The organism is Klebsiella sp. RHBSTW-00484 (genome assembly GCF_013705725.1).
In the GTDB taxonomy this organism is placed as follows: Bacteria; Pseudomonadota; Gammaproteobacteria; order Enterobacterales; family Enterobacteriaceae; genus Klebsiella.
The window spans coordinates 193,347-210,827 of sequence record NZ_CP055481.1 but is presented as its reverse complement, the minus strand read 5'-3'; the positions used below and the strand labels follow the sequence as shown (position 1 = coordinate 210,827).

General features: G+C 56.5%; 16 protein-coding genes. 9 read left to right on the top strand and 7 right to left on the bottom strand.

The genetic code is table 11. The annotated features are described in order from the left end of the window. The first annotated feature begins 62 nt into the window (after positions 1 to 62). From HV213_RS00975 to trmL, 6 genes are all read left to right on the top strand, one after another. Positions 63 to 1,463, top strand: coding sequence for an MFS transporter (locus HV213_RS00975; RefSeq protein WP_181484464.1), 1,401 nt, complete (start codon positions 63 to 65; stop codon positions 1,461 to 1,463). Between the two features lie 10 nt (positions 1,464 to 1,473). Beyond that, positions 1,474 to 3,435, top strand: a complete 1,962-nt coding sequence (locus HV213_RS00970; protein ID WP_181484463.1) for a glycoside hydrolase family 127 protein — start codon at positions 1,474 to 1,476, stop codon at positions 3,433 to 3,435. Between the two features lie 406 nt (positions 3,436 to 3,841). Beyond that, entirely contained in the window at positions 3,842 to 5,497 is a 1,656-nt protein-coding gene (gene lldP / locus HV213_RS00965) for an L-lactate permease (protein ID WP_181484462.1), read from the top strand. Continuing rightward, positions 5,494 to 6,267, top strand: a complete 774-nt coding sequence (gene lldR, locus HV213_RS00960) for a transcriptional regulator LldR (RefSeq protein ID WP_181484461.1) — start codon at positions 5,494 to 5,496, stop codon at positions 6,265 to 6,267. Before lldP ends, lldR begins: the two co-directional genes overlap by 4 nt. Continuing rightward, complete coding sequence (gene lldD / locus HV213_RS00955) at positions 6,267 to 7,451, top strand: FMN-dependent L-lactate dehydrogenase LldD (RefSeq protein ID WP_181486312.1); 1,185 nt, start codon at positions 6,267 to 6,269, stop codon at positions 7,449 to 7,451. The genes lldR and lldD overlap by 1 nt, the downstream gene beginning before the upstream one ends. A gap of 233 nt (positions 7,452 to 7,684) precedes the next feature. Further along, entirely contained in the window at positions 7,685 to 8,158 is a 474-nt protein-coding gene (gene trmL / locus HV213_RS00950; RefSeq protein ID WP_181484460.1) for a tRNA (uridine(34)/cytosine(34)/5-carboxymethylaminomethyluridine(34)-2'-O)-methyltransferase TrmL, read from the top strand. A gap of 104 nt (positions 8,159 to 8,262) precedes the next feature. On the opposite strand, the gene cysE is transcribed toward trmL, so the two are convergent. The 5 genes from cysE to HV213_RS00925 all read right to left on the bottom strand — a co-directional run bounded on the left by cysE (position 8,263) and on the right by HV213_RS00925 (position 11,485). Further along, positions 8,263 to 9,084, bottom strand: coding sequence for a serine O-acetyltransferase (gene cysE / locus HV213_RS00945; RefSeq protein ID WP_110276987.1), 822 nt, complete (start codon positions 9,082 to 9,084; stop codon positions 8,263 to 8,265). A gap of 80 nt (positions 9,085 to 9,164) precedes the next feature. Further along, on the bottom strand, positions 9,165 to 10,181 hold the full coding sequence (gene gpsA / locus HV213_RS00940) for an NAD(P)H-dependent glycerol-3-phosphate dehydrogenase (RefSeq protein ID WP_181484459.1): 1,017 nt from the start codon (positions 10,179 to 10,181) through the stop codon (positions 9,165 to 9,167). Further along, complete coding sequence (gene secB, locus HV213_RS00935) at positions 10,181 to 10,648, bottom strand: protein-export chaperone SecB (RefSeq protein ID WP_110276985.1); 468 nt, start codon at positions 10,646 to 10,648, stop codon at positions 10,181 to 10,183. The genes gpsA and secB overlap by 1 nt, the downstream gene beginning before the upstream one ends. A gap of 59 nt (positions 10,649 to 10,707) precedes the next feature. Further along, positions 10,708 to 10,959: a glutaredoxin 3 gene (grxC, locus tag HV213_RS00930; RefSeq protein WP_139538351.1), complete on the bottom strand. Its 252-nt coding sequence runs from the start codon at positions 10,957 to 10,959 to the stop codon at positions 10,708 to 10,710. A gap of 94 nt (positions 10,960 to 11,053) precedes the next feature. After that, the gene (locus HV213_RS00925) at positions 11,054 to 11,485 is read right to left on the bottom strand and encodes a rhodanese-like domain-containing protein (RefSeq protein WP_110276983.1); all 432 of its coding nucleotides are present in this window, start codon (positions 11,483 to 11,485) and stop codon (positions 11,054 to 11,056) included. A 246-nt stretch (positions 11,486 to 11,731) separates the two neighbouring features. On the opposite strand from HV213_RS00925, the gene gpmM reads away from it, so the two are divergent. From gpmM to HV213_RS00910, 3 genes are read left to right on the top strand one after another with little or no spacing between them, the layout of a single operon-like run. Further along, positions 11,732 to 13,276 carry a 2,3-bisphosphoglycerate-independent phosphoglycerate mutase gene (gene gpmM / locus HV213_RS00920; protein ID WP_181484458.1) on the top strand — a complete coding sequence of 515 codons (1,545 nt, stop codon included), beginning with the start codon at positions 11,732 to 11,734 and terminating at the stop codon, positions 13,274 to 13,276. Between the two features lie 9 nt (positions 13,277 to 13,285). Next, the gene (gene envC / locus HV213_RS00915; RefSeq protein ID WP_181484457.1) at positions 13,286 to 14,557 is read left to right on the top strand and encodes a murein hydrolase activator EnvC; all 1,272 of its coding nucleotides are present in this window, start codon (positions 13,286 to 13,288) and stop codon (positions 14,555 to 14,557) included. 3 nt (positions 14,558 to 14,560) lie between these two features. Next, the gene (locus HV213_RS00910) at positions 14,561 to 15,496 is read left to right on the top strand and encodes a divergent polysaccharide deacetylase family protein (protein WP_181484456.1); all 936 of its coding nucleotides are present in this window, start codon (positions 14,561 to 14,563) and stop codon (positions 15,494 to 15,496) included. On the opposite strand, the gene HV213_RS00905 is transcribed toward HV213_RS00910, so the two are convergent. After that, positions 15,493 to 16,290, bottom strand: a complete 798-nt coding sequence (locus tag HV213_RS00905; RefSeq protein ID WP_181484455.1) for a glycosyltransferase family 2 protein — start codon at positions 16,288 to 16,290, stop codon at positions 15,493 to 15,495. The genes HV213_RS00910 and HV213_RS00905 overlap by 4 nt on opposite strands. Positions 16,291 to 16,450: 160 nt before the next feature. Beyond that, a complete protein-coding gene (tdh, locus tag HV213_RS00900) occupies positions 16,451 to 17,476 on the bottom strand; it encodes an L-threonine 3-dehydrogenase (protein ID WP_004855475.1) in 1,026 nt (341 codons plus the stop codon). Between the last annotated feature and the right edge of the window lie 5 nt (positions 17,477 to 17,481).

Below are 17,481 nucleotides of genomic sequence, written 5' to 3'. Positions count from 1 at the left end.
ACAATAAAAACCCGCAACTTTTAGCGGGATACTTTTCCGCATATCCTCTCCGGGAGTTATTTATGACTTCGGCTCCGATTACGACAAGCGATTTGGCACAGCGTGCCCAGGACGACAAATTATCCCTCCGTGAAAAAATAGGTTACGGGTTAGGCGATGCAGGCGGGACGGTCATTACCTGCCTGATCATGAACTTTTTAACTTTTTTCTATACCGATGTCTTCGGCCTGACGCCCGCGCTGGTCGGAACCATGTTCCTCGCCCTGCGCGTTTTTGATGCCATTTCCGACCCGATCATGGGGGTGCTGGCCGACCGTACCCAAAGCCGCTGGGGACGCTTTCGCCCCTGGCAGCTGTGGATCGCCGTACCTATCGGCGTGATTGGCGTCCTGACCTTCACCGTCCCTGATGCCAGCATGGGAGTAAAAATCGCCTGGGCATTTGGTACCTATCTGCTGCTGTCGGTGAGCTACACCGCGATTAACGTACCGTACTGCGCATTGATCAACACTATGACCACGCGCCACAGCGAGGTGATCTCGTGCCAGTCCTGGCGCTTCGTTCTGTGCGGCGTGGCGGGTTTTTTGGTCTCCGTTGGGCTACCGTGGCTGGTTACCGCGCTCGGTCAGGGCAACACCGCCCAGGGCTATCAGTACGGCGTCGGCGTGCTGTGCGCTATTGCGGTGGTGATGTTCCTGTGCTGCTTCTTCTGGGTTCGCGAGCGCGTCTCGCTGGACATGATGGGTAAATTTACCCTGCGCGAGCATATCGCCGGGCTGCGTAAAAACGACCAGTTGCTGCTGATGCTGGTGATGTCATTCCTGCTGATCAACGTCTTTAATATTCGCGGTGGCGGCTACATGTACTTCATCACCTACGTCCTTGAGGGGTCCACCGGCTATACCTCATTATTTTTCACCATGGTGACCTTCGCATCGATTGGCGGTTCCGTCATCATCAACCTGCTGTCGCGCCGCTTTGATACCGTCAAACTCTACTACTACACCAACCTGGTGCTGGCCGCGCTGGCCGTTGCGATGTGGTTTTTACCGACCGGCCCGGCATATCAGACCCTGTGGCTAATGGTGATCCTCGGCAACGGCATTATTCTTGGCTTCACCCTGCCGCTGCACTTCTCGCTGATGGCTTTCTCCGATGATTACGGTGAGTGGAAAACCGGCGTGCGCTCTTCCGGCATGAACTTCGCCTTTAACCTGTTCTTCATCAAGCTGGCATGGGCCTCCAGCGCCGGTATTATCAGCCTGATTTTTATCTACGTGGCCTATCAGCCGGGGGCCGGCAATCAGACCGCTCTGTCGCTGGCCGGGATCTCCTCAATGGAAACCCTGCTGCCCGCCCTGTTCCACCTGCTGCTGGCCTTCTCGATCCGCGCCTGCAAACTCAATAATCCGATGATGGCGCGCATTGCCACTGACCTGCGCACGCGTCACGTTCAGTCTTAAGGAGTCCGTCATGTCTGTTATGGAAGTCAATCTGCACAAACTGAAAATTAACGACCCGTTCCTCGGCCAGTACCAGCAACTGGTGCGCGATGTCGTCATCCCCTACCAGTGGGATGCGCTTAATGACCGCATCGAGGAGGCGGATCCAAGCCATGCAATAGAAAACTTCCGCATCGCCGCCGGACAACAGGCGGGCGAATTCTACGGCATGGTCTTTCAGGATAGCGACGTAGCAAAATGGCTGGAAGCCGTGGCCTGGTCGCTGTGCCAGAAACCGGACGCCGAGCTGGAAAAGACCGCAGATGAGGTCATTGAACTGGTGGCCGCCGCCCAGTGCGAAGACGGCTACCTGAATACCTACTTCACGGTTAAAGCACCAGAGGAACGCTGGACCAACCTCGCCGAATGCCACGAACTGTACTGCGCCGGGCATATGATTGAAGCGGGCGTCGCCTTCTTCCAGGCCACCGGCAAGCGCCGCCTACTGGAGGTGGTCTGTCGCCTGGCTGACCATATCGATAGCGTATTCGGTCCTGGTGAAAACCAGTTGCACGGTTACCCTGGTCACCCGGAAATCGAGCTGGCGTTAATGCGCCTGTACGATGTGACCCAGGAGCCGCGCTATTTGGCGTTGGTGAACTACTTCGTTGAGGAGCGCGGAACCCAGCCGCATTTCTACGATATCGAATATGAAAAACGCGGCCAAACATCCTACTGGAACACCTACGGTCCGGCGTGGATGGTCAAAGACAAACCCTACAGCCAGGCACACCAGCCAATTGCCGAACAGCCGGTCGCCATCGGCCACGCGGTGCGCTTTGTCTACCTGATGACCGGCGTCGCCCATCTTGCCCGCTTAAGCCAGGACGAAGGCAAGCGCCAGGACTGCCTGCGTTTGTGGAACAATATGGCCCAGCGCCAGCTGTATATTACCGGAGGCATCGGTTCGCAGAGCAGCGGGGAGGCCTTCAGCAGCGACTACGATTTGCCAAACGACACGGTATACGCCGAAAGCTGCGCCTCCATCGGCCTGATGATGTTTGCCCGCCGAATGCTGGAAATGGAAGCCGACAGCCAGTACGCCGACGTGATGGAGCGGGCGCTGTATAACACCGTGCTGGGCGGAATGGCGCTGGACGGCAAACACTTCTTCTACGTTAACCCGCTGGAAGTGCATCCAAAGTCATTAAAATTCAACCATATTTACGACCACGTGAAGCCCGTTCGCCAGCGCTGGTTCGGCTGTGCCTGCTGCCCGCCGAACATCGCCCGCGTGCTGACCTCGCTGGGCCACTACATCTACACGCCGCATGACGACGCGCTGTACATCAACCTGTATGTCGGCAACAGCGCCGAGATCCCGGTTGGCGATGAAACATTGCGTCTGCGCATCAGCGGCAACTATCCGTGGCAGGAGCAGGTGAAAATCGCCATCGATTCATCCACCCCGATCAATCACACCCTGGCACTGCGTCTGCCGGACTGGTGCGATAAGCCGCAGGTGACGCTTAACGGCGTGGCGGTAGCACAGGATGTACGTAAAGGCTATCTGCACATTAGCCATCGCTGGCAGGAAGGCGACACGCTGGTGTTAACGCTGCCGATGCCGGTGCGGCGTATTTACGGTAATCCGCTGGTGCGCCATCAGGCAGGCCAAGTCGCCGTCCAGCGCGGTCCGCTGGTTTACTGCCTTGAGCAGGCGGATAACGGCGAGCAGTTGCATAACCTGCAACTGCCGCGCGATGCGCAGTTCAGCGCGTTTGAAGGCAAAGGGATTTTTGCTCACAAGACGCTCCTCCAGGCTCCGGGGTATAAGCAAACGGCGGAAAATGCCGAAAACCAGGCGCTGTGGAATTACGACCGCGCCCCGTCCACCCGTCAGCAACAGACTCTGACCTTTATCCCGTGGTTTAGCTGGGCCAACCGCGGCGAAGGCGAAATGCGCATCTGGGTGAAAGAAGCGGGCGAATAAGCGCTACGCTGACCGGGCTGCCGGTTCACGGACTGGTAGCCCAGACAAAACCGCCTCCACTTTTCTCCCGGCTCGCGCTGCGCTTAGCCGGGCTACTGGTTCACCACCGTCTGCAAACGGGTAGCCCGAACAGGCGCGTCAAGCGCCGCCTCCGGGCCAGGCTATGTTTCAAATGCCCCCTCTCTCCAAACAGATTGGTCCTACCAATTATTTGCTAAATCCCTCAGCGGTTCACATATCCATCATTTGTAGTCACATTAATATTGCTCACAGATAACATTTGATTAACCATTCGTTGTCGTTAATCCTACAATCGCAATTTGGCTGGGCCAATTTTACAAATGATGTGACCTTGCAAAGAGCATAAGACTCAGCATGACATCATGGCGGCCCGATGGAGACCTGCATGAACCTCTGGCAACAAAATTACGATCCGGCCGGTAATATCTGGCTATCGAGCCTCATCGCATCGCTACCAATTCTGTTTTTCTTTTTTGCCCTGATTAAGCTCAAGCTGAAGGGGTACGTCGCCGCCACCTGGACCGTGCTAATTGCGCTATCCGTCGCTCTGCTGTTCTACAAAATGCCGGTTGACCATGCACTGGCTTCCGTCATTTACGGTTTCTTCTACGGCCTGTGGCCCATCGCGTGGATTATCATCGCCGCGGTGTTCGTCTATAAAATCTCGGTGAAAACCGGGCAGTTCGACATTATCCGTTCATCGATTTTGTCGATTACCCCGGACCAGCGCCTGCAAATGCTCATCGTCGGCTTCTCCTTCGGCGCGTTTCTTGAGGGAGCCGCTGGTTTTGGCGCTCCGGTCGCCATTACCGCTGCATTGCTGGTAGGACTTGGCTTTAACCCGCTATATGCCGCTGGCCTGTGCCTGATCGTCAACACCGCACCGGTGGCGTTTGGCGCGATGGGCATTCCGATTCTGGTCGCCGGGCAGGTTACGGGGCTGGACAGCTTTGAAATCGGCCAGATGGTTGGCCGCCAACTGCCGTTCCTGACCATCATCGTGCTATTCTGGATCATGGCGATTATGGACGGCTGGCGCGGCGTCAAAGAGACCTGGCCTGCGGTTATGGTCGCCGGAGGCTCTTTTGCCATCGCTCAGTACCTCAGCTCTAACTTCCTCGGCCCGGAGCTGCCGGATATCATCTCTTCTCTGGTATCACTGGTCTGCCTGACGCTGTTCCTCAAACGCTGGCAACCGGTACGCATCTTCCGCTTCGGCGATATGGGCGCATCGCAGGTCGATATGACTCTGGCGCGCACTCGCTACACGCCGGGACAGGTTGTCCGCGCATGGTCACCGTTCCTGTTCCTGACCGCCACCGTGACTCTGTGGAGCGTGCCGCCGTTCAAAGCGCTGTTCGCTCCGGGCGGCGCAATGTACGACTTTGTCATTAATATTTCCGTGCCGTTCCTCGACAAGATGGTGGCCCGCATGCCGCCAGTGGTCAGCGAAGCCACGCCGTATGCCGCGGTCTATAAGTTCGACTGGCTCTCCGCCACCGGTACCGCCATTCTGTTCGCCGCGCTGCTTTCCATCGTCTGGCTGCGCATGAAGCCGAAAGACGCGATCTCGACCTTCGGCAGCACGCTGAAGGAACTGGCGCTGCCGATTTACTCCATCGGTATGGTGCTGGCGTTCGCCTTTATTTCCAACTATTCCGGGCTATCCTCAACTCTGGCCCTCGCGCTGGCGCACACTGGCCACGCGTTTACTTTCTTCTCGCCGTTCCTCGGCTGGCTGGGAGTATTCCTGACCGGTTCGGATACATCGTCTAATGCGCTGTTTGCCGCGCTACAGGCCACCGCAGCTCAACAGATTGGCGTCTCCGATATCCTGCTGGTCGCCGCAAACACCACCGGCGGCGTGACCGGCAAAATGATTTCGCCGCAGTCCATCGCCATCGCCTGTGCGGCGGTCGGTCTGGTGGGTAAAGAGTCTGACCTGTTCCGCTTTACCGTGAAGCACAGCCTGATTTTCACCTGTATGGTCGGCGTGATCACCACGCTGCAGGCGTATGTCTTAACCTGGATGATTCCGTGATAGTGATGCCAAAACGCCTTACCGACGACGTTGTTCGTCGCGTGCGGACGCTGATTGAAGAACAAAACCTGGAGGCGGGCATGCGATTGCCTGCCGAACGCCAGCTCGCCGCTCAGCTTGGCGTCTCGCGCAATTCACTGCGTGAAGCGCTGGCGATGCTGGTGAATGAGGGGGTGCTGCTCAGCCGTCGCGGCGGCGGCACTTTTGTCCGCTGGCAGCACGAACAATGGTCGGAGCAAAATATCGTTCAGCCGCTGAAAACGCTGCTCGCCGACGACCCCGACTACAGTTTCGATATCCTCGAAGCCCGCCACGCCATCGAGGCCAGCACTGCCTGGCATGCAGCGATGCGGGCGACTGAGGCCGAGAAAGAGAAAATCCGCCTCTGTTTTGAAGCGACCCTGAGTGAAGACCCGGATCTGGCCTCGCAGGCCGACGTGCGTTTCCATCTGGCGATTGCCGAAGCCTCGCACAACGTGGTGCTGCTGCAAACCATGCGCGGCTTTTTCGACCTCTTACAATCCTCGGTCAAGGAGAGCCGCCAACGGATGTACCTCGTCCCGCCGGTCTTCGCTCGCCTGACCGAACAGCACCAGGCGGTGATGGAGGCAATTATCGCCGGCGATCCTGAAGGTGCCAGGCAGGCGATGATGGCCCATTTGGGCTTTGTCCACGCCACGATCAAACGTTTTGATGAAGACCAGGCCCGCCAGGCGCGAATTACCCGCCTGCCCGGTGACCATAACGACAATTCCAGGGAGAACTTGTGATGATTATTTCCGCCGCCAGCGACTATCGCGCCGCCGCACAGCGTATCCTGCCACCGTTTCTTTTCCACTACATCGACGGCGGCGCTTACGCCGAGCACACCCTGCGCCGCAACGTTGAAGACTTGTCCGATGTGGCCCTGCGCCAGCGGATACTGAAGAACATGTCGGATCTGAGTCTGGAAACCACGCTGTTTAACGAAAAGCTTTCAATGCCAACGGCGCTGGCCCCTGTCGGCCTGTGCGGAATGTACGCACGCCGTGGTGAAGTGCAGGCAGCAGGTGCGGCGGATGAGAAAGGCATTCCCTTTACGCTCTCCACCGTTTCCGTTTGCCCGATTGAGGAAGTCGCCCCGACCATCAAGCGCCCAATGTGGTTCCAGCTCTACGTCCTGCGCGATCGCGGTTTTATGCGCAACGCGCTGGAGCGCGCCAAAGCGGCGGGCTGTTCAACGCTGGTCTTTACCGTCGATATGCCGACACCCGGCGCGCGCTATCGCGATGCGCACTCCGGAATGAGCGGCCCGAACGCGGCGATGCGTCGCTACTGGCAGGCGATGACCCATCCGCAGTGGGCGTGGGACGTTGGTTTAAACGGCCGCCCGCACGATTTAGGCAATATCTCCGCCTACCTCGGCAAACCAACTGGCCTTGAAGATTACATTGGCTGGCTGGCGAATAACTTCGATCCGTCGATTTCCTGGAAAGACCTCGAGTGGATCCGCGAATTCTGGGACGGCCCGATGGTGATCAAAGGGATCCTCGATCCAGAAGATGCGCGCGACGCAGTGCGCTTTGGTGCCGACGGGATTGTGGTCTCGAACCACGGTGGCCGCCAGCTTGATGGCGTGCTCTCCTCCGCCCGCGCCCTGCCCGCGATCGCTGATGCGGTGAAAGGCGATATCACCATTCTCGCCGACAGCGGTATTCGCAACGGCCTCGATGTCGTGCGCATGATTGCGCTAGGTGCGGATAGCGTGCTGCTGGGACGTGCCTATCTGTATGCGCTGGCGACCCACGGTAAGCAAGGGGTGGCAAATCTGCTGAACCTGATTGAGAAAGAGATGAAGGTGGCGATGACCCTGACCGGCGCGAAAACTATCGGTGAAATCAGCCGCGATTCTCTGGTGCAAAACGCCGATGCGCCGCGGACATTTGATGTGATCAAGGCGGGTAACGCGGCGTAATCTGCGGCTTTCTCCCCTCACCCTAACCCTCTCCCCAAAGAGGAGAGGGAATGGTATTCTGCCTGCCGCAACGTAATGAGCCTATCCCAGTAGGCGTACATTGTTGCAGCCAGTCTGGACACGGACAGCGCGGAACAACCGGAGCGTACACGTAGTACGTGAGGATTGTGAGCACTGCCCAGGTTCAGAATGGCAAATAAAATAGCCTAATGGGATAGGCTCAAGGGGGCAGCATGCTTAACATCATCTTATTCGAACCAGAAATCCCGCCGAACACCGGGAATATTATCCGCCTGTGCGCTAACACTGGCTTCAATCTACACATCATCGAACCGATGGGCTTTGCCTGGGACGATAAGCGCCTTCGCCGCGCCGGGCTGGATTACCACGAGTTCGCCGCCGTTCAGCGTCATGCTAATTATGCGGCATTTGTGGAACGCGCAAAGCCGCAGCGTCTGTTTGCCCTAACCACCAAAGGTACGCCAGCGCACAGCGCGGTGAGCTATCAGGACGGTGATTTTTTGATGTTTGGCCCGGAAACCCGCGGACTGCCTGCCAGTATTCTTGACGCCCTACCCGCAGCGCAAAAAATCCGTATTCCGATGATGCCGGACAGCCGCAGCATGAACCTGTCAAATGCGGTGTCGGTGGTGGTGTATGAAGCCTGGCGCCAACTGGGGTATCCAGGCGCAGTATTACGCAGCTGAGCTAGCTTTCTCCCGGAGGCGGCGCGTAGCGCCTGTCTGGGCTACCAGACAGCGCTCAGTGTTGTAGCCCGGACAGATGCACAGCATCGCCTCCGGGTAATCAATCAAATCCCGTCGCCATACTCAAAAGTATGGTGTATCCCATTAAAGTGCTGATCCATATCCATCGCGGGCTTATCGCTCTCCGGCTTGCCCACGATACGGGCCGGAACCCCTGCGGCAGTGGTATGCGGCGGCACCGGCTGTAGCACCACCGAACCTGCGCCAATTTTCGCCCCACGTCCCACTTCGATATTACCGAGGATCTTCGCCCCGGCGCCAATCATCACGCCCTCGCGAATTTTCGGGTGACGATCGCCGCTGGTTTTACCGGTACCGCCAAGGGTCACCGATTGCAGAATCGACACATCATCTTCAATGATCGCCGTTTCACCGACGACAATGCCGGTGGCGTGGTCAAGCATGATCCCGCGGCCAATTTTCGCTGCCGGGTGGATATCCACCTGGAACGAGACGGATACTTGATTTTGCAGGAAAATCGCCAGCGCCCGACGCCCCTGGTTCCACAGCCAGTGGCCAATACGATAAGCCTGTAGCGCGTGGAATCCTTTGAGGTATAGCAGCGGCGTCGAGTATTTATCTACCGCCGGGTCGCGGGTGCGCACGGCCTGAATATCGCAGGCGGCGGAGGCAATCATTTCCGGGTCGGCGGCGTACGCCTCTTCCACCACTTCACGAATCGCGATGGCAGGCATAATCGGGGAAGCCAGTTTGTTCGCCAGCATATAGCTCAGGGCGCTGCCGAGGTTTTCGTGCTTGAGCAGCGTAGCGTGGTAGAAACTGGCGAGCATCGGCTCACAGTCAGCTAAAGCCCGGGCTTCGGCTTTAATATTATTCCAGACGATATCCAGTTCTTCACACGGCATTGCTGACTCCAGGCGATATAATAATGACCGGCCAGTTCTTTGCTGGCCGGGTCATTCAGGTGATCCAGGTTCCATCGCGGTTAGTTGCTACGCTCGTCCTTGCGTGCACGACCTAATAAGGTCAATGCTGCCTCGCGCGCAATTTTTCCGCAATACAATACCTGATAAATTTCCTCGGTTATTGGCATTTCAACGCCTAAACGCTGTGCCAGAACGCGAACTTCTTTGGTATTGCGGTAGCCTTCAACCACCTGACCAATCTTATCCTGCGCGCCTTGCACATCCATGCCCTGACCGAGCATCATGCCGAAGCGGCGGTTACGTGATTGGTTATCGGTACAGGTCAGCACCAGATCGCCAAGGCCCGCCATCCCCATAAAGGTTTCCGGATCGGCGCCAAGCGCTTCTCCGAGGCGAGACATCTCAACTAATCCGCGCGTAATAAGCGCGGTACGGGCATTGGCGCCAAAGCCGATGCCGTCAGACATCCCGGCGCCGATGGCGATAACGTTTTTCACCGCGCCGCCAAGCTGAACGCCGATGAAATCCGGGTTGATGTAGACGCGGAAGCTCTTGCCGCAGTGCAGCAGACTCTGCAGATCGTCAGCAAACTGCGGGTCCGTAGAGGCCAGCGAGATAGCTGTCGGCAGGCCTGCGGCCAGCTCTTTGGCAAAAGTCGGGCCGGAAATCACCGCCAACGGGATATCATCGCCCAGCGCTTCACGCGCTACGTCCTGCAACAGGCGTCCGGTTTCCGCTTCGAGGCCTTTTGTCGCCCAAACCAGGCGTGCATCAGCGCGCATCAGCGGTTTAATCTGCCGCAGCACTTCGCCAAAAACATGGCTCGGCACAACAACCAGGATATCGCGGCTGGCAGCCAGCGCGATCGCCAGATCGCTTTCCAGATGCAGCGTATCAGGGAAAGGGACGTCAGGGAGGAATGCAGCGTTGCAGCGATCGTGCTGCAGCGTCGCAATATGTTTCGGGTCATGGCCCCACAGGACAACATGGTGGCCATTTCTTGCCAGGGTGATGGCAAGAGCGGTGCCGTAAGAGCCGGCACCGATCACAGTCATTGCAGCGTTAAGCGCGTTCATCAGGCATCCTGATGTTGTTCAGCACCTTCGCCAGACTGCTGCTGCAGATAGTTCATAAACAGCGCATCGAAGTTCACTGGCGCAAGGTTCAGTTGCGGGAAGGTACCGCGAGAAACCAGGCTGGTGATGCATTCGCGAGCATACGGGAACAGAATGTTCGGGCAGTATGCACCGAGGCAATGCGCCATCTGGGTACCGTCGATGCCTTCGATGGAGAAAATACCGCCCTGTTGTACTTCACACAGGAATGCAGTTTCTTCGCCAAGGGAAGCGGTTACGGTGACACGCAGCACCACTTCATACACGCCTTCAGCCAGCTGGCTGGAAGCCGTATCCAGATCAAGTTTAACTTCCGGCTGCCAATCTTTCTGGAAAACTTGCGGAGCGTTTGGCGCTTCGAAAGAAATATCTTTGGTGTAGATACGCTGGATCTGGAAAGTCATTTCGGTGCTGTTTTGTTCTGACATAGTAAAACCCTTTCGTGTTGTCCTTAAGTACGCCTGTCCAATGGGGATGGGCGCAAAAATTAGCGCAAGAGGGGATCGAGTCCACCACGTGAATCAAGCGCGTACAAGTCGTCACAGCCGCCAATGTGCTGCGCATCAATAAAAATCTGCGGAACCGTCGTCCGACCGCTGCGCTGAATCATCTCTTCACGCTTCGCAGCATTGCCATCGATTGGCAACTCGTTGAACGTCACGCCCTTGCTGTTCAGCAGCGCTTTCGCACGCACGCAGAACGGGCAGGTCGCTTTGGTATAGATATCAATATTGGCCATGACTTCACTCCTGTTTTTACCCCCGAGGGTTTTACGCCGCAGCACCATTCTTCCCTTGGGGGGAAACGCGCTGCGTCATAAAGACGCGGGTAAATTATTTACCGCGTACCAGCGGAAGGTTCTCGCCGCTCCAGCCTGCGATGCCTTCTTTCAGTACGAAGACCTTTTCAAAACCGGCTTTGTTCAGCGCGCTGGCGGGTTCTTGTGCCTGCATACCGGAACCGTCTACCACTATAATGGGTTGCGATTTGTGCTTTTCCAACTCACCGACGTTATTTGCTTTGATATCGCTCGTCAGCAGGTTGATGGAGCCAGCAATATGGCCTTTACGGAAATCGTCACGCTGACGCAGGTCGACAACCACAGCGTCTTCTTTGTTGATCAGACGCGTCGCTTCACCACGGGTAATGACTTTAACTTTCGACATCAGCCCTTTAAAGGTGGTGAACAGCACCGCCACCAGCAGCGCGACCCACGCGATGCTCAGGACGGGGTGACGGCCGATGAATTGCATAATTTCTTGCATGGGGGGTTACAACTCCCGACTAAGTGATAAAAAAAACCAGGGAAGGAGTATACCTGTGCATTGCAGCAAATACAGCCAGTGAGCGCGATGTAATGTATTTTCTGCGGTCCGTCACGAAAAAAAACCGCTCCCTGTGGAGCAATGCGGCCTGACCGATCCCTTTCTTTGATCTTTTACGGTGATTTGATCGATTCAGCTGTAGTAAAATTACGCAAATTTTCTGTCTTTGAGCATGAGGTTGTCGCAATGTCGGTTTCTAAAAAACCTATGGTACTGGTGATTCTGGATGGCTACGGCTACCGCGAAGACCAGCAGGATAACGCTATTTACAGCGCTAAAACCCCCGTTATGGATGCATTGTGGGCGAAACGTCCGCATACCCTGATTGATGCCTCAGGCCTGGAAGTGGGTCTGCCGGATCGTCAAATGGGTAACTCCGAAGTGGGCCACGTCAACCTTGGCGCAGGCCGTATCGTGTACCAGGACCTGACACGTCTGGACGTTGAAATTAAAGAACGCACCTTCTTCGCCAATCCAGTGCTGGCCGCAGCGGTTGATAACGCCGTTGCCGCAGGCAAAGCTGTGCATATCATGGGTCTGATGTCTCCGGGCGGCGTTCACAGCCACGAAGATCACATCCTGGCGATGGTTGAACTGGCCGCTGAGCGCGGTGCAGAAAAAATCTACCTGCACGCTTTCCTCGACGGCCGTGATACCCCGCCGCGCAGTGCTGAAAAGACGCTGGCACGTTTCGAAGACAAATTTGCCGCTCTGGGCAAAGGCCGCATCGCCTCAATCATTGGCCGCTACTACGCCATGGACCGCGACAACCGCTGGGATCGCGTTGAACACGCTTACGATCTGATGACTCTGGCGAAGGGCGAGTTCCAGGCTGATACCGCCGTTGCAGGCCTGCAGGCTGCTTATGCGCGTGATGAAAACGACGAATTCGTTAAAGCGACCGTTATCCGCGCTGAAGGCCAGGCCGATGCGGCAATGGAAGACGGCGATGCGATGATTTTCATGAACTTCCGCGCCGACCGCGCCCGTGAAATCACCCGCGCCTTCGTCAACGCCGATTTCGACGGCTTTGCGCGTAAGAAAGTCGTTAACCTCGATTTCGTGATGCTGACCGAATACGCCGCCGATATCAAAGTTGCCTGTGCCTACCCACCGGCCTCGCTGGCGAACACCTTCGGCGAGTGGATGGCGAAAAACGACAAAACCCAGTTGCGTATCTCCGAAACTGAGAAATATGCGCACGTGACCTTCTTCTTTAACGGCGGCGTTGAAGAGCCGTTCAAAGGCGAAGAGCGCATTCTGATCAACTCGCCGAAAGTCGCGACCTACGATCTGCAGCCGGAAATGAGCTCCGCTGAGCTGACAGAAAAACTGGTTGCTGCTATCACTGGCGGTCAGTACGACACCATCATCTGTAACTACCCGAATGGCGATATGGTTGGCCACACCGGAGTGATGGAAGCGGCAGTCAAAGCGGTTGAAACTCTGGATCACTGCATCGATCAGGTGACCAAAGCCGTTGAATCCGTCGGCGGTCAGTTGCTGATCACCGCAGACCACGGCAACGCCGAGCAGATGCGTGACCCGGCCACTGGCCAGGCGCACACCGCTCACACCAACCTGCCTGTTCCGCTGATTTACGTTGGCGATAAAAACGTGAAAGTCGCTAACGGCGGTAAACTTTCCGACATCGCGCCAACCATGCTGACGCTGATGGGAATGGAAATCCCGCAAGAGATGACTGGCAAGCCGCTGTTCATCGTGGAATAATCCTTCCCCATGAGGGGAAAGGCGACTTATTCAAATACATGGATCGCAACGGCAGTTCGGTCCGTCCTGTACGCCAGCGCGCTTAGCGCTGGCGTATTGCTGTGCGCCGCATCTGCTCATGCCGATGACCGCGACCAGCTGAAATCTATTCAGGCCGATATCGCCGCCAAACAGCGGGCGATTAAGCAACAGCAGCAACAGCGCTCTTCCCTGCTCGACCAGCTTAGAGCACAGGAAGAAGCCATCTCCGCCGCCGCGCGTCAACTGCGTGAAACCCAGAACACCCTAAACCAGCTGAATAAGCAGATCGACGAAATGAACGCCGCGCTCGCTAAGCTGGAACGTCAGCGTGCGTCGCAGGAACGCAATCTCTCTGCACAGCTTGATGCTGCATTTCGTCAAGGGCCGCATACCGGCATCCAGATGATCCTTAGCGGTGAGGAGGGGCAGCGTAATCAGCGTCTCCAGGCCTATTTTGGTTATCTGAACCAGGCGCGTCAGGAAACCATCGCCCAGCTCAAGCAGACCCGCGAAGACGTGGCGGTGCAAAAGACCATGCTGGAAGAGAAACAAAGCCAGCAGCAAACTCTGGTTTACGAACAACGCGCCCAGCAAAACAAGCTGGAACAGGCGCGTAACGAGCGTAAAAAGACCCTCGCCAGCCTTGAATCCTCTATTCAGAAAGGCCAGCAGCAGTTAAGCGAATTACGGGCTAACGAATCGCGCCTGCGCGGTCGTATCGCCCAGGCGGAAGCGGCAGCTAAAGCGCGCGCGGAGCGTGAAGCCCGCGAGGCGCAAAGCGTTCGCGATCGCCAGCAGGAAGCCTCGCGCAAAGGTACCACCTACAAAACCACCGAGAGCGAACGCTCGCTGATCTCCCGAACCGGTGGTCTTGGCGCACCTCGCGGCCAGGCATTCTGGCCAGTACGCGGATCAATTCTCCATCGCTATGGCGAACAGCTGCAAGGTGAACTACGTTGGAAAGGGATGGTTATCGCTGCGTCTGAAGGCACCGAGGTCAAAGCCGTTGCCGATGGTCGGGTCATTCTCGCCGATTGGCTACAGGGTTATGGCCTGGTGGTAGTCGTTGAACACGGCAAAGGCGACATGAGTCTTTACGGCTATAACCAAAGCGCGCTGGTCAGCGTCGGCACTCAGGTCCGGGCGGGCCAGCCGATTGCTCTCGTAGGCAGCAGCGGCGGTCAGGGCCGTCCGTCGCTCTATTTCGAAATTCGCCGCCAGGGTCAGGCGGTCAATCCACAGCCGTGGTTGGGAAGATAAGTTTTGCTTCAATTTCGCACAATTGCACTCGCGGTAACCACTACGCTGGTTATGGCGTCGCCGGTTTTTGCCGGCAAACTCTCCATTGTTATCGATGACTTTGGCTATCGTCCGCATACGGAAAACCAGGTGCTGGCGCTGCCCGCCAACATCTCCGTCGCTGTACTCCCTAATGCTCCTCATGCCCGCGAAATGGCGACCAAAGCGCATAACCTCGGTCATGAGGTCCTGATCCACCTGCCGATGGCACCACTCAGTAAGCAACCGCTGGAAAAAGACACGCTCCGCCCGGATATGAACAGCAGCGAGATCGAACGCATTATCCGTGAAGCCTATGGCAAGGTACCGTACGCCGTGGGGCTGAATAACCATATGGGCAGCGCCATGACCTCCAGCCTGTTCGGTATGCAAAAGGTGATGCAGGCGCTGGAGCGCTACAATCTTTACTTCCTCGATAGCGTCACCATCGGCAACACTCAGGCCATGCGCGCGGCGCAGGGCACCGGCGTGAAGGTGATCAAGCGCAAGGTGTTCCTCGACGATACGCAGAACGAAGCGGATATCCGCTATCAATTCAACCGCGCAATCGCTCTGGCACGGCGCAACGGTTCGGCTATCGCCATCGGCCACCCGCACCCAACTACGGTGCGCGTGCTGCAGCAGATGGTGTATAACCTGCCGCCGGATATAACCCTGGTACGCCCGAGCAGCCTGCTCAACGAACCGCAGGTCGATACCTCAACGCCGAATATCGCGCCGCCGTCTGCACAGCCGCCGCGCAACCCGTTCCGCGGCGTGAAGTTGTGCAAACCGAAGCGTCCGCCAGAGCCGGTCAACGCCAGTCGCTTCTTTACCATTCTGAGCGAAAGCATCAGCCAGAGTGCTCTGGTGCAGTACTACCAGTTGAAGTGGCAGGGCTGGGATAACCCCACTAACTAAATTTGCCGGGAATCCGGGCGCTTTTCCGCTACGGGTTCCTGCTTATCCTGATGGGCATACCATGCCTTGAAGTATTTGAGAAAGCTGTAAAAGGTCGCGTACAGCCCGGTGACCACACCCACTTTTCCCTTACGCCATGCCCCGCTGAACAGATACCACTTAAAGAAAGCGCCAATTGCGCTGATCACCCCGCGCCCAATCGACGGCCTGACCTTCTGGTATTTAACCAGCCGCGTAGTATAGCTATTGAGCTTATTAAACACTTCATGCAGGGAGTAGAAGGTATCGTGGCGCACGAAGCCTGCCAGTTTGCTGGAGTGCTTATAGCCGACAACCTGATCGTCCACCGGTCTATCGTTAAAGCGCGCAACGGTACGATTAAATAAACGCACGGGAAAATCCGGCGATGAGACCGGGTAAATGGTTCGCACCTCTTCACCCAAAACGAACCAGTAGCGCGGCAGACGCCATGCGCAGTCAGGTGCAGGTTCATCGCCAGCTTTCAGCGCCAGAATAGCCGCCACGACATCATCATCGAGAATTTCATCGCTATCCATACACAGCACCCAGTCATGGCTGGCCAGGGATGTCGCGTAATTCATCTGTGCGCCGTGAGCGGTATAAGGATGGTGGTGAACAGTAAGACCGAATTGTTGGCAAATCTGCAGCGTGGCGTCCGTGCTGCCCGAGTCGATGACGATCACTTCATCGGCCACCTTGATCAAAGGTGGTAAAACCTCCCGTAATAGGCGGGATGAGTTACAGGTCAATAAGCATACAGCAAGTTTAAACATAGTCTTTGTGTGGTTAAAAAGCGATTAAACTGACTGTATAAACCAATAGGTAAGAAAGCGATTTAGAAAAAGTGCGGAGTGGGTTAAGAATCAGAAAAGTGCAGGGCAGCTCTCAAAAAAGCGCCCGCAGGCGCTTTTTTTATATACAACTCGAGTGGAATTAATCCCAGCTAAGAATAACTTTACCAGACTGACCGGAGCGCATGGCGTCGAAGCCCTGCTGGAAGTCATCAATGCCAAAGCGATGTGTGATGATCGGCGAGAGATCCAATCCAGACTGAATAAGCGCGGCCATTTTGTACCAGGTTTCAAACATTTCCCGGCCGTAAATCCCTTTGATAAACAGCCCTTTGAAAATCACCTTGGTCCAGTCGATAGACATATCTGACGGCGGGATGCCAAGCATGGCAATACGCCCGCCGTGGTTCATGGTATCCAGCATGGTACGAAACGCCGGCGGTGCGCCGGACATCTCCAGGCCCACATCGAAACCTTCAGTCATGCCCAGTTCAGCCATCACATCGTTAAGGTTCTCTTTCGCAACGTTTACCGCGCGGGTCACGCCCATTTTGCGCGCCAGCTCCAGACGATATTCGTTCACGTCAGTAATAACGACGTTACGCGCACCGACATGCTTCGCCACTGCCGCCGCCATCACGCCAATCGGGCCTGCACCGGAAACCAGCACATCTTCGCCGACGAGGTCGAAAGAGAGCGCGGTATGAACGGCATTACCAAACGGGTCGAAAATCGACGCCAGATCGTCAGAGATATTGTCCGGGATCTTGAACGCATTAAACGCCGGAATCACCAGATATTCAGCAAAGCAGCCCGGACGGTTTACGCCGACGCCCGTCGTGTTGCGGCACAAATGCGTGCGCCCGGCGCGGCAGTTACGGCAGTGGCCGCAGGTAATATGCCCTTCGCCGGAAACGCGATCGCCAAGCTTAAAGCCGCGCACTTCCTGACCGATACCCACCACTTCGCCCACGTATTCATGGCCCACAACCATCGGGACCGGAATGGTTTTTTGCGACCACTCATCCCAGTTGTAGATATGCACGTCGGTACCGCAAATTGCGGTCTTGCGGATTTTAATCAGCAAATCGTTGTGGCCGACTTCCGGTTCCGGTACGTCGGTCATCCAGATGCCTTCTTCCGCCTTCAGTTTGGATAACGCTTTCATCTCAC

Excerpts from the sequence above, each read along its gene's own strand:
- secB (WP_110276985.1), bottom strand. The coding sequence starts at position 10,648 with ATGTCAGAACAAAACAGCACCGAAATGACTTTCCAGATCCAGCGTATC.
- lldP (WP_181484462.1), top strand. The coding sequence starts at position 3,842 with ATGAACCTCTGGCAACAAAATTACGATCCGGCCGGTAATATCTGGCTA.
- HV213_RS00975 (WP_181484464.1), top strand. The coding sequence starts at position 63 with ATGACTTCGGCTCCGATTACGACAAGCGATTTGGCACAGCGTGCCCAG.
- lldD (WP_181486312.1), top strand. The coding sequence starts at position 6,267 with ATGATTATTTCCGCCGCCAGCGACTATCGCGCCGCCGCACAGCGTATC.
- HV213_RS00905 (WP_181484455.1), bottom strand. The coding sequence starts at position 16,290 with ATGTTTAAACTTGCTGTATGCTTATTGACCTGTAACTCATCCCGCCTA.
- cysE (WP_110276987.1), bottom strand. The coding sequence starts at position 9,084 with ATGCCGTGTGAAGAACTGGATATCGTCTGGAATAATATTAAAGCCGAA.
- envC (WP_181484457.1), top strand. The coding sequence starts at position 13,286 with ATGAGGGGAAAGGCGACTTATTCAAATACATGGATCGCAACGGCAGTT.
- gpsA (WP_181484459.1), bottom strand. The coding sequence starts at position 10,181 with ATGAACGCGCTTAACGCTGCAATGACTGTGATCGGTGCCGGCTCTTAC.
- tdh (WP_004855475.1), bottom strand. The coding sequence starts at position 17,476 with ATGAAAGCGTTATCCAAACTGAAGGCGGAAGAAGGCATCTGGATGACC.
- gpmM (WP_181484458.1), top strand. The coding sequence starts at position 11,732 with ATGTCGGTTTCTAAAAAACCTATGGTACTGGTGATTCTGGATGGCTAC.
- HV213_RS00925 (WP_110276983.1), bottom strand. The coding sequence starts at position 11,485 with ATGCAAGAAATTATGCAATTCATCGGCCGTCACCCCGTCCTGAGCATC.
- grxC (WP_139538351.1), bottom strand. The coding sequence starts at position 10,959 with ATGGCCAATATTGATATCTATACCAAAGCGACCTGCCCGTTCTGCGTG.
- HV213_RS00970 (WP_181484463.1), top strand. The coding sequence starts at position 1,474 with ATGTCTGTTATGGAAGTCAATCTGCACAAACTGAAAATTAACGACCCG.
- trmL (WP_181484460.1), top strand. The coding sequence starts at position 7,685 with ATGCTTAACATCATCTTATTCGAACCAGAAATCCCGCCGAACACCGGG.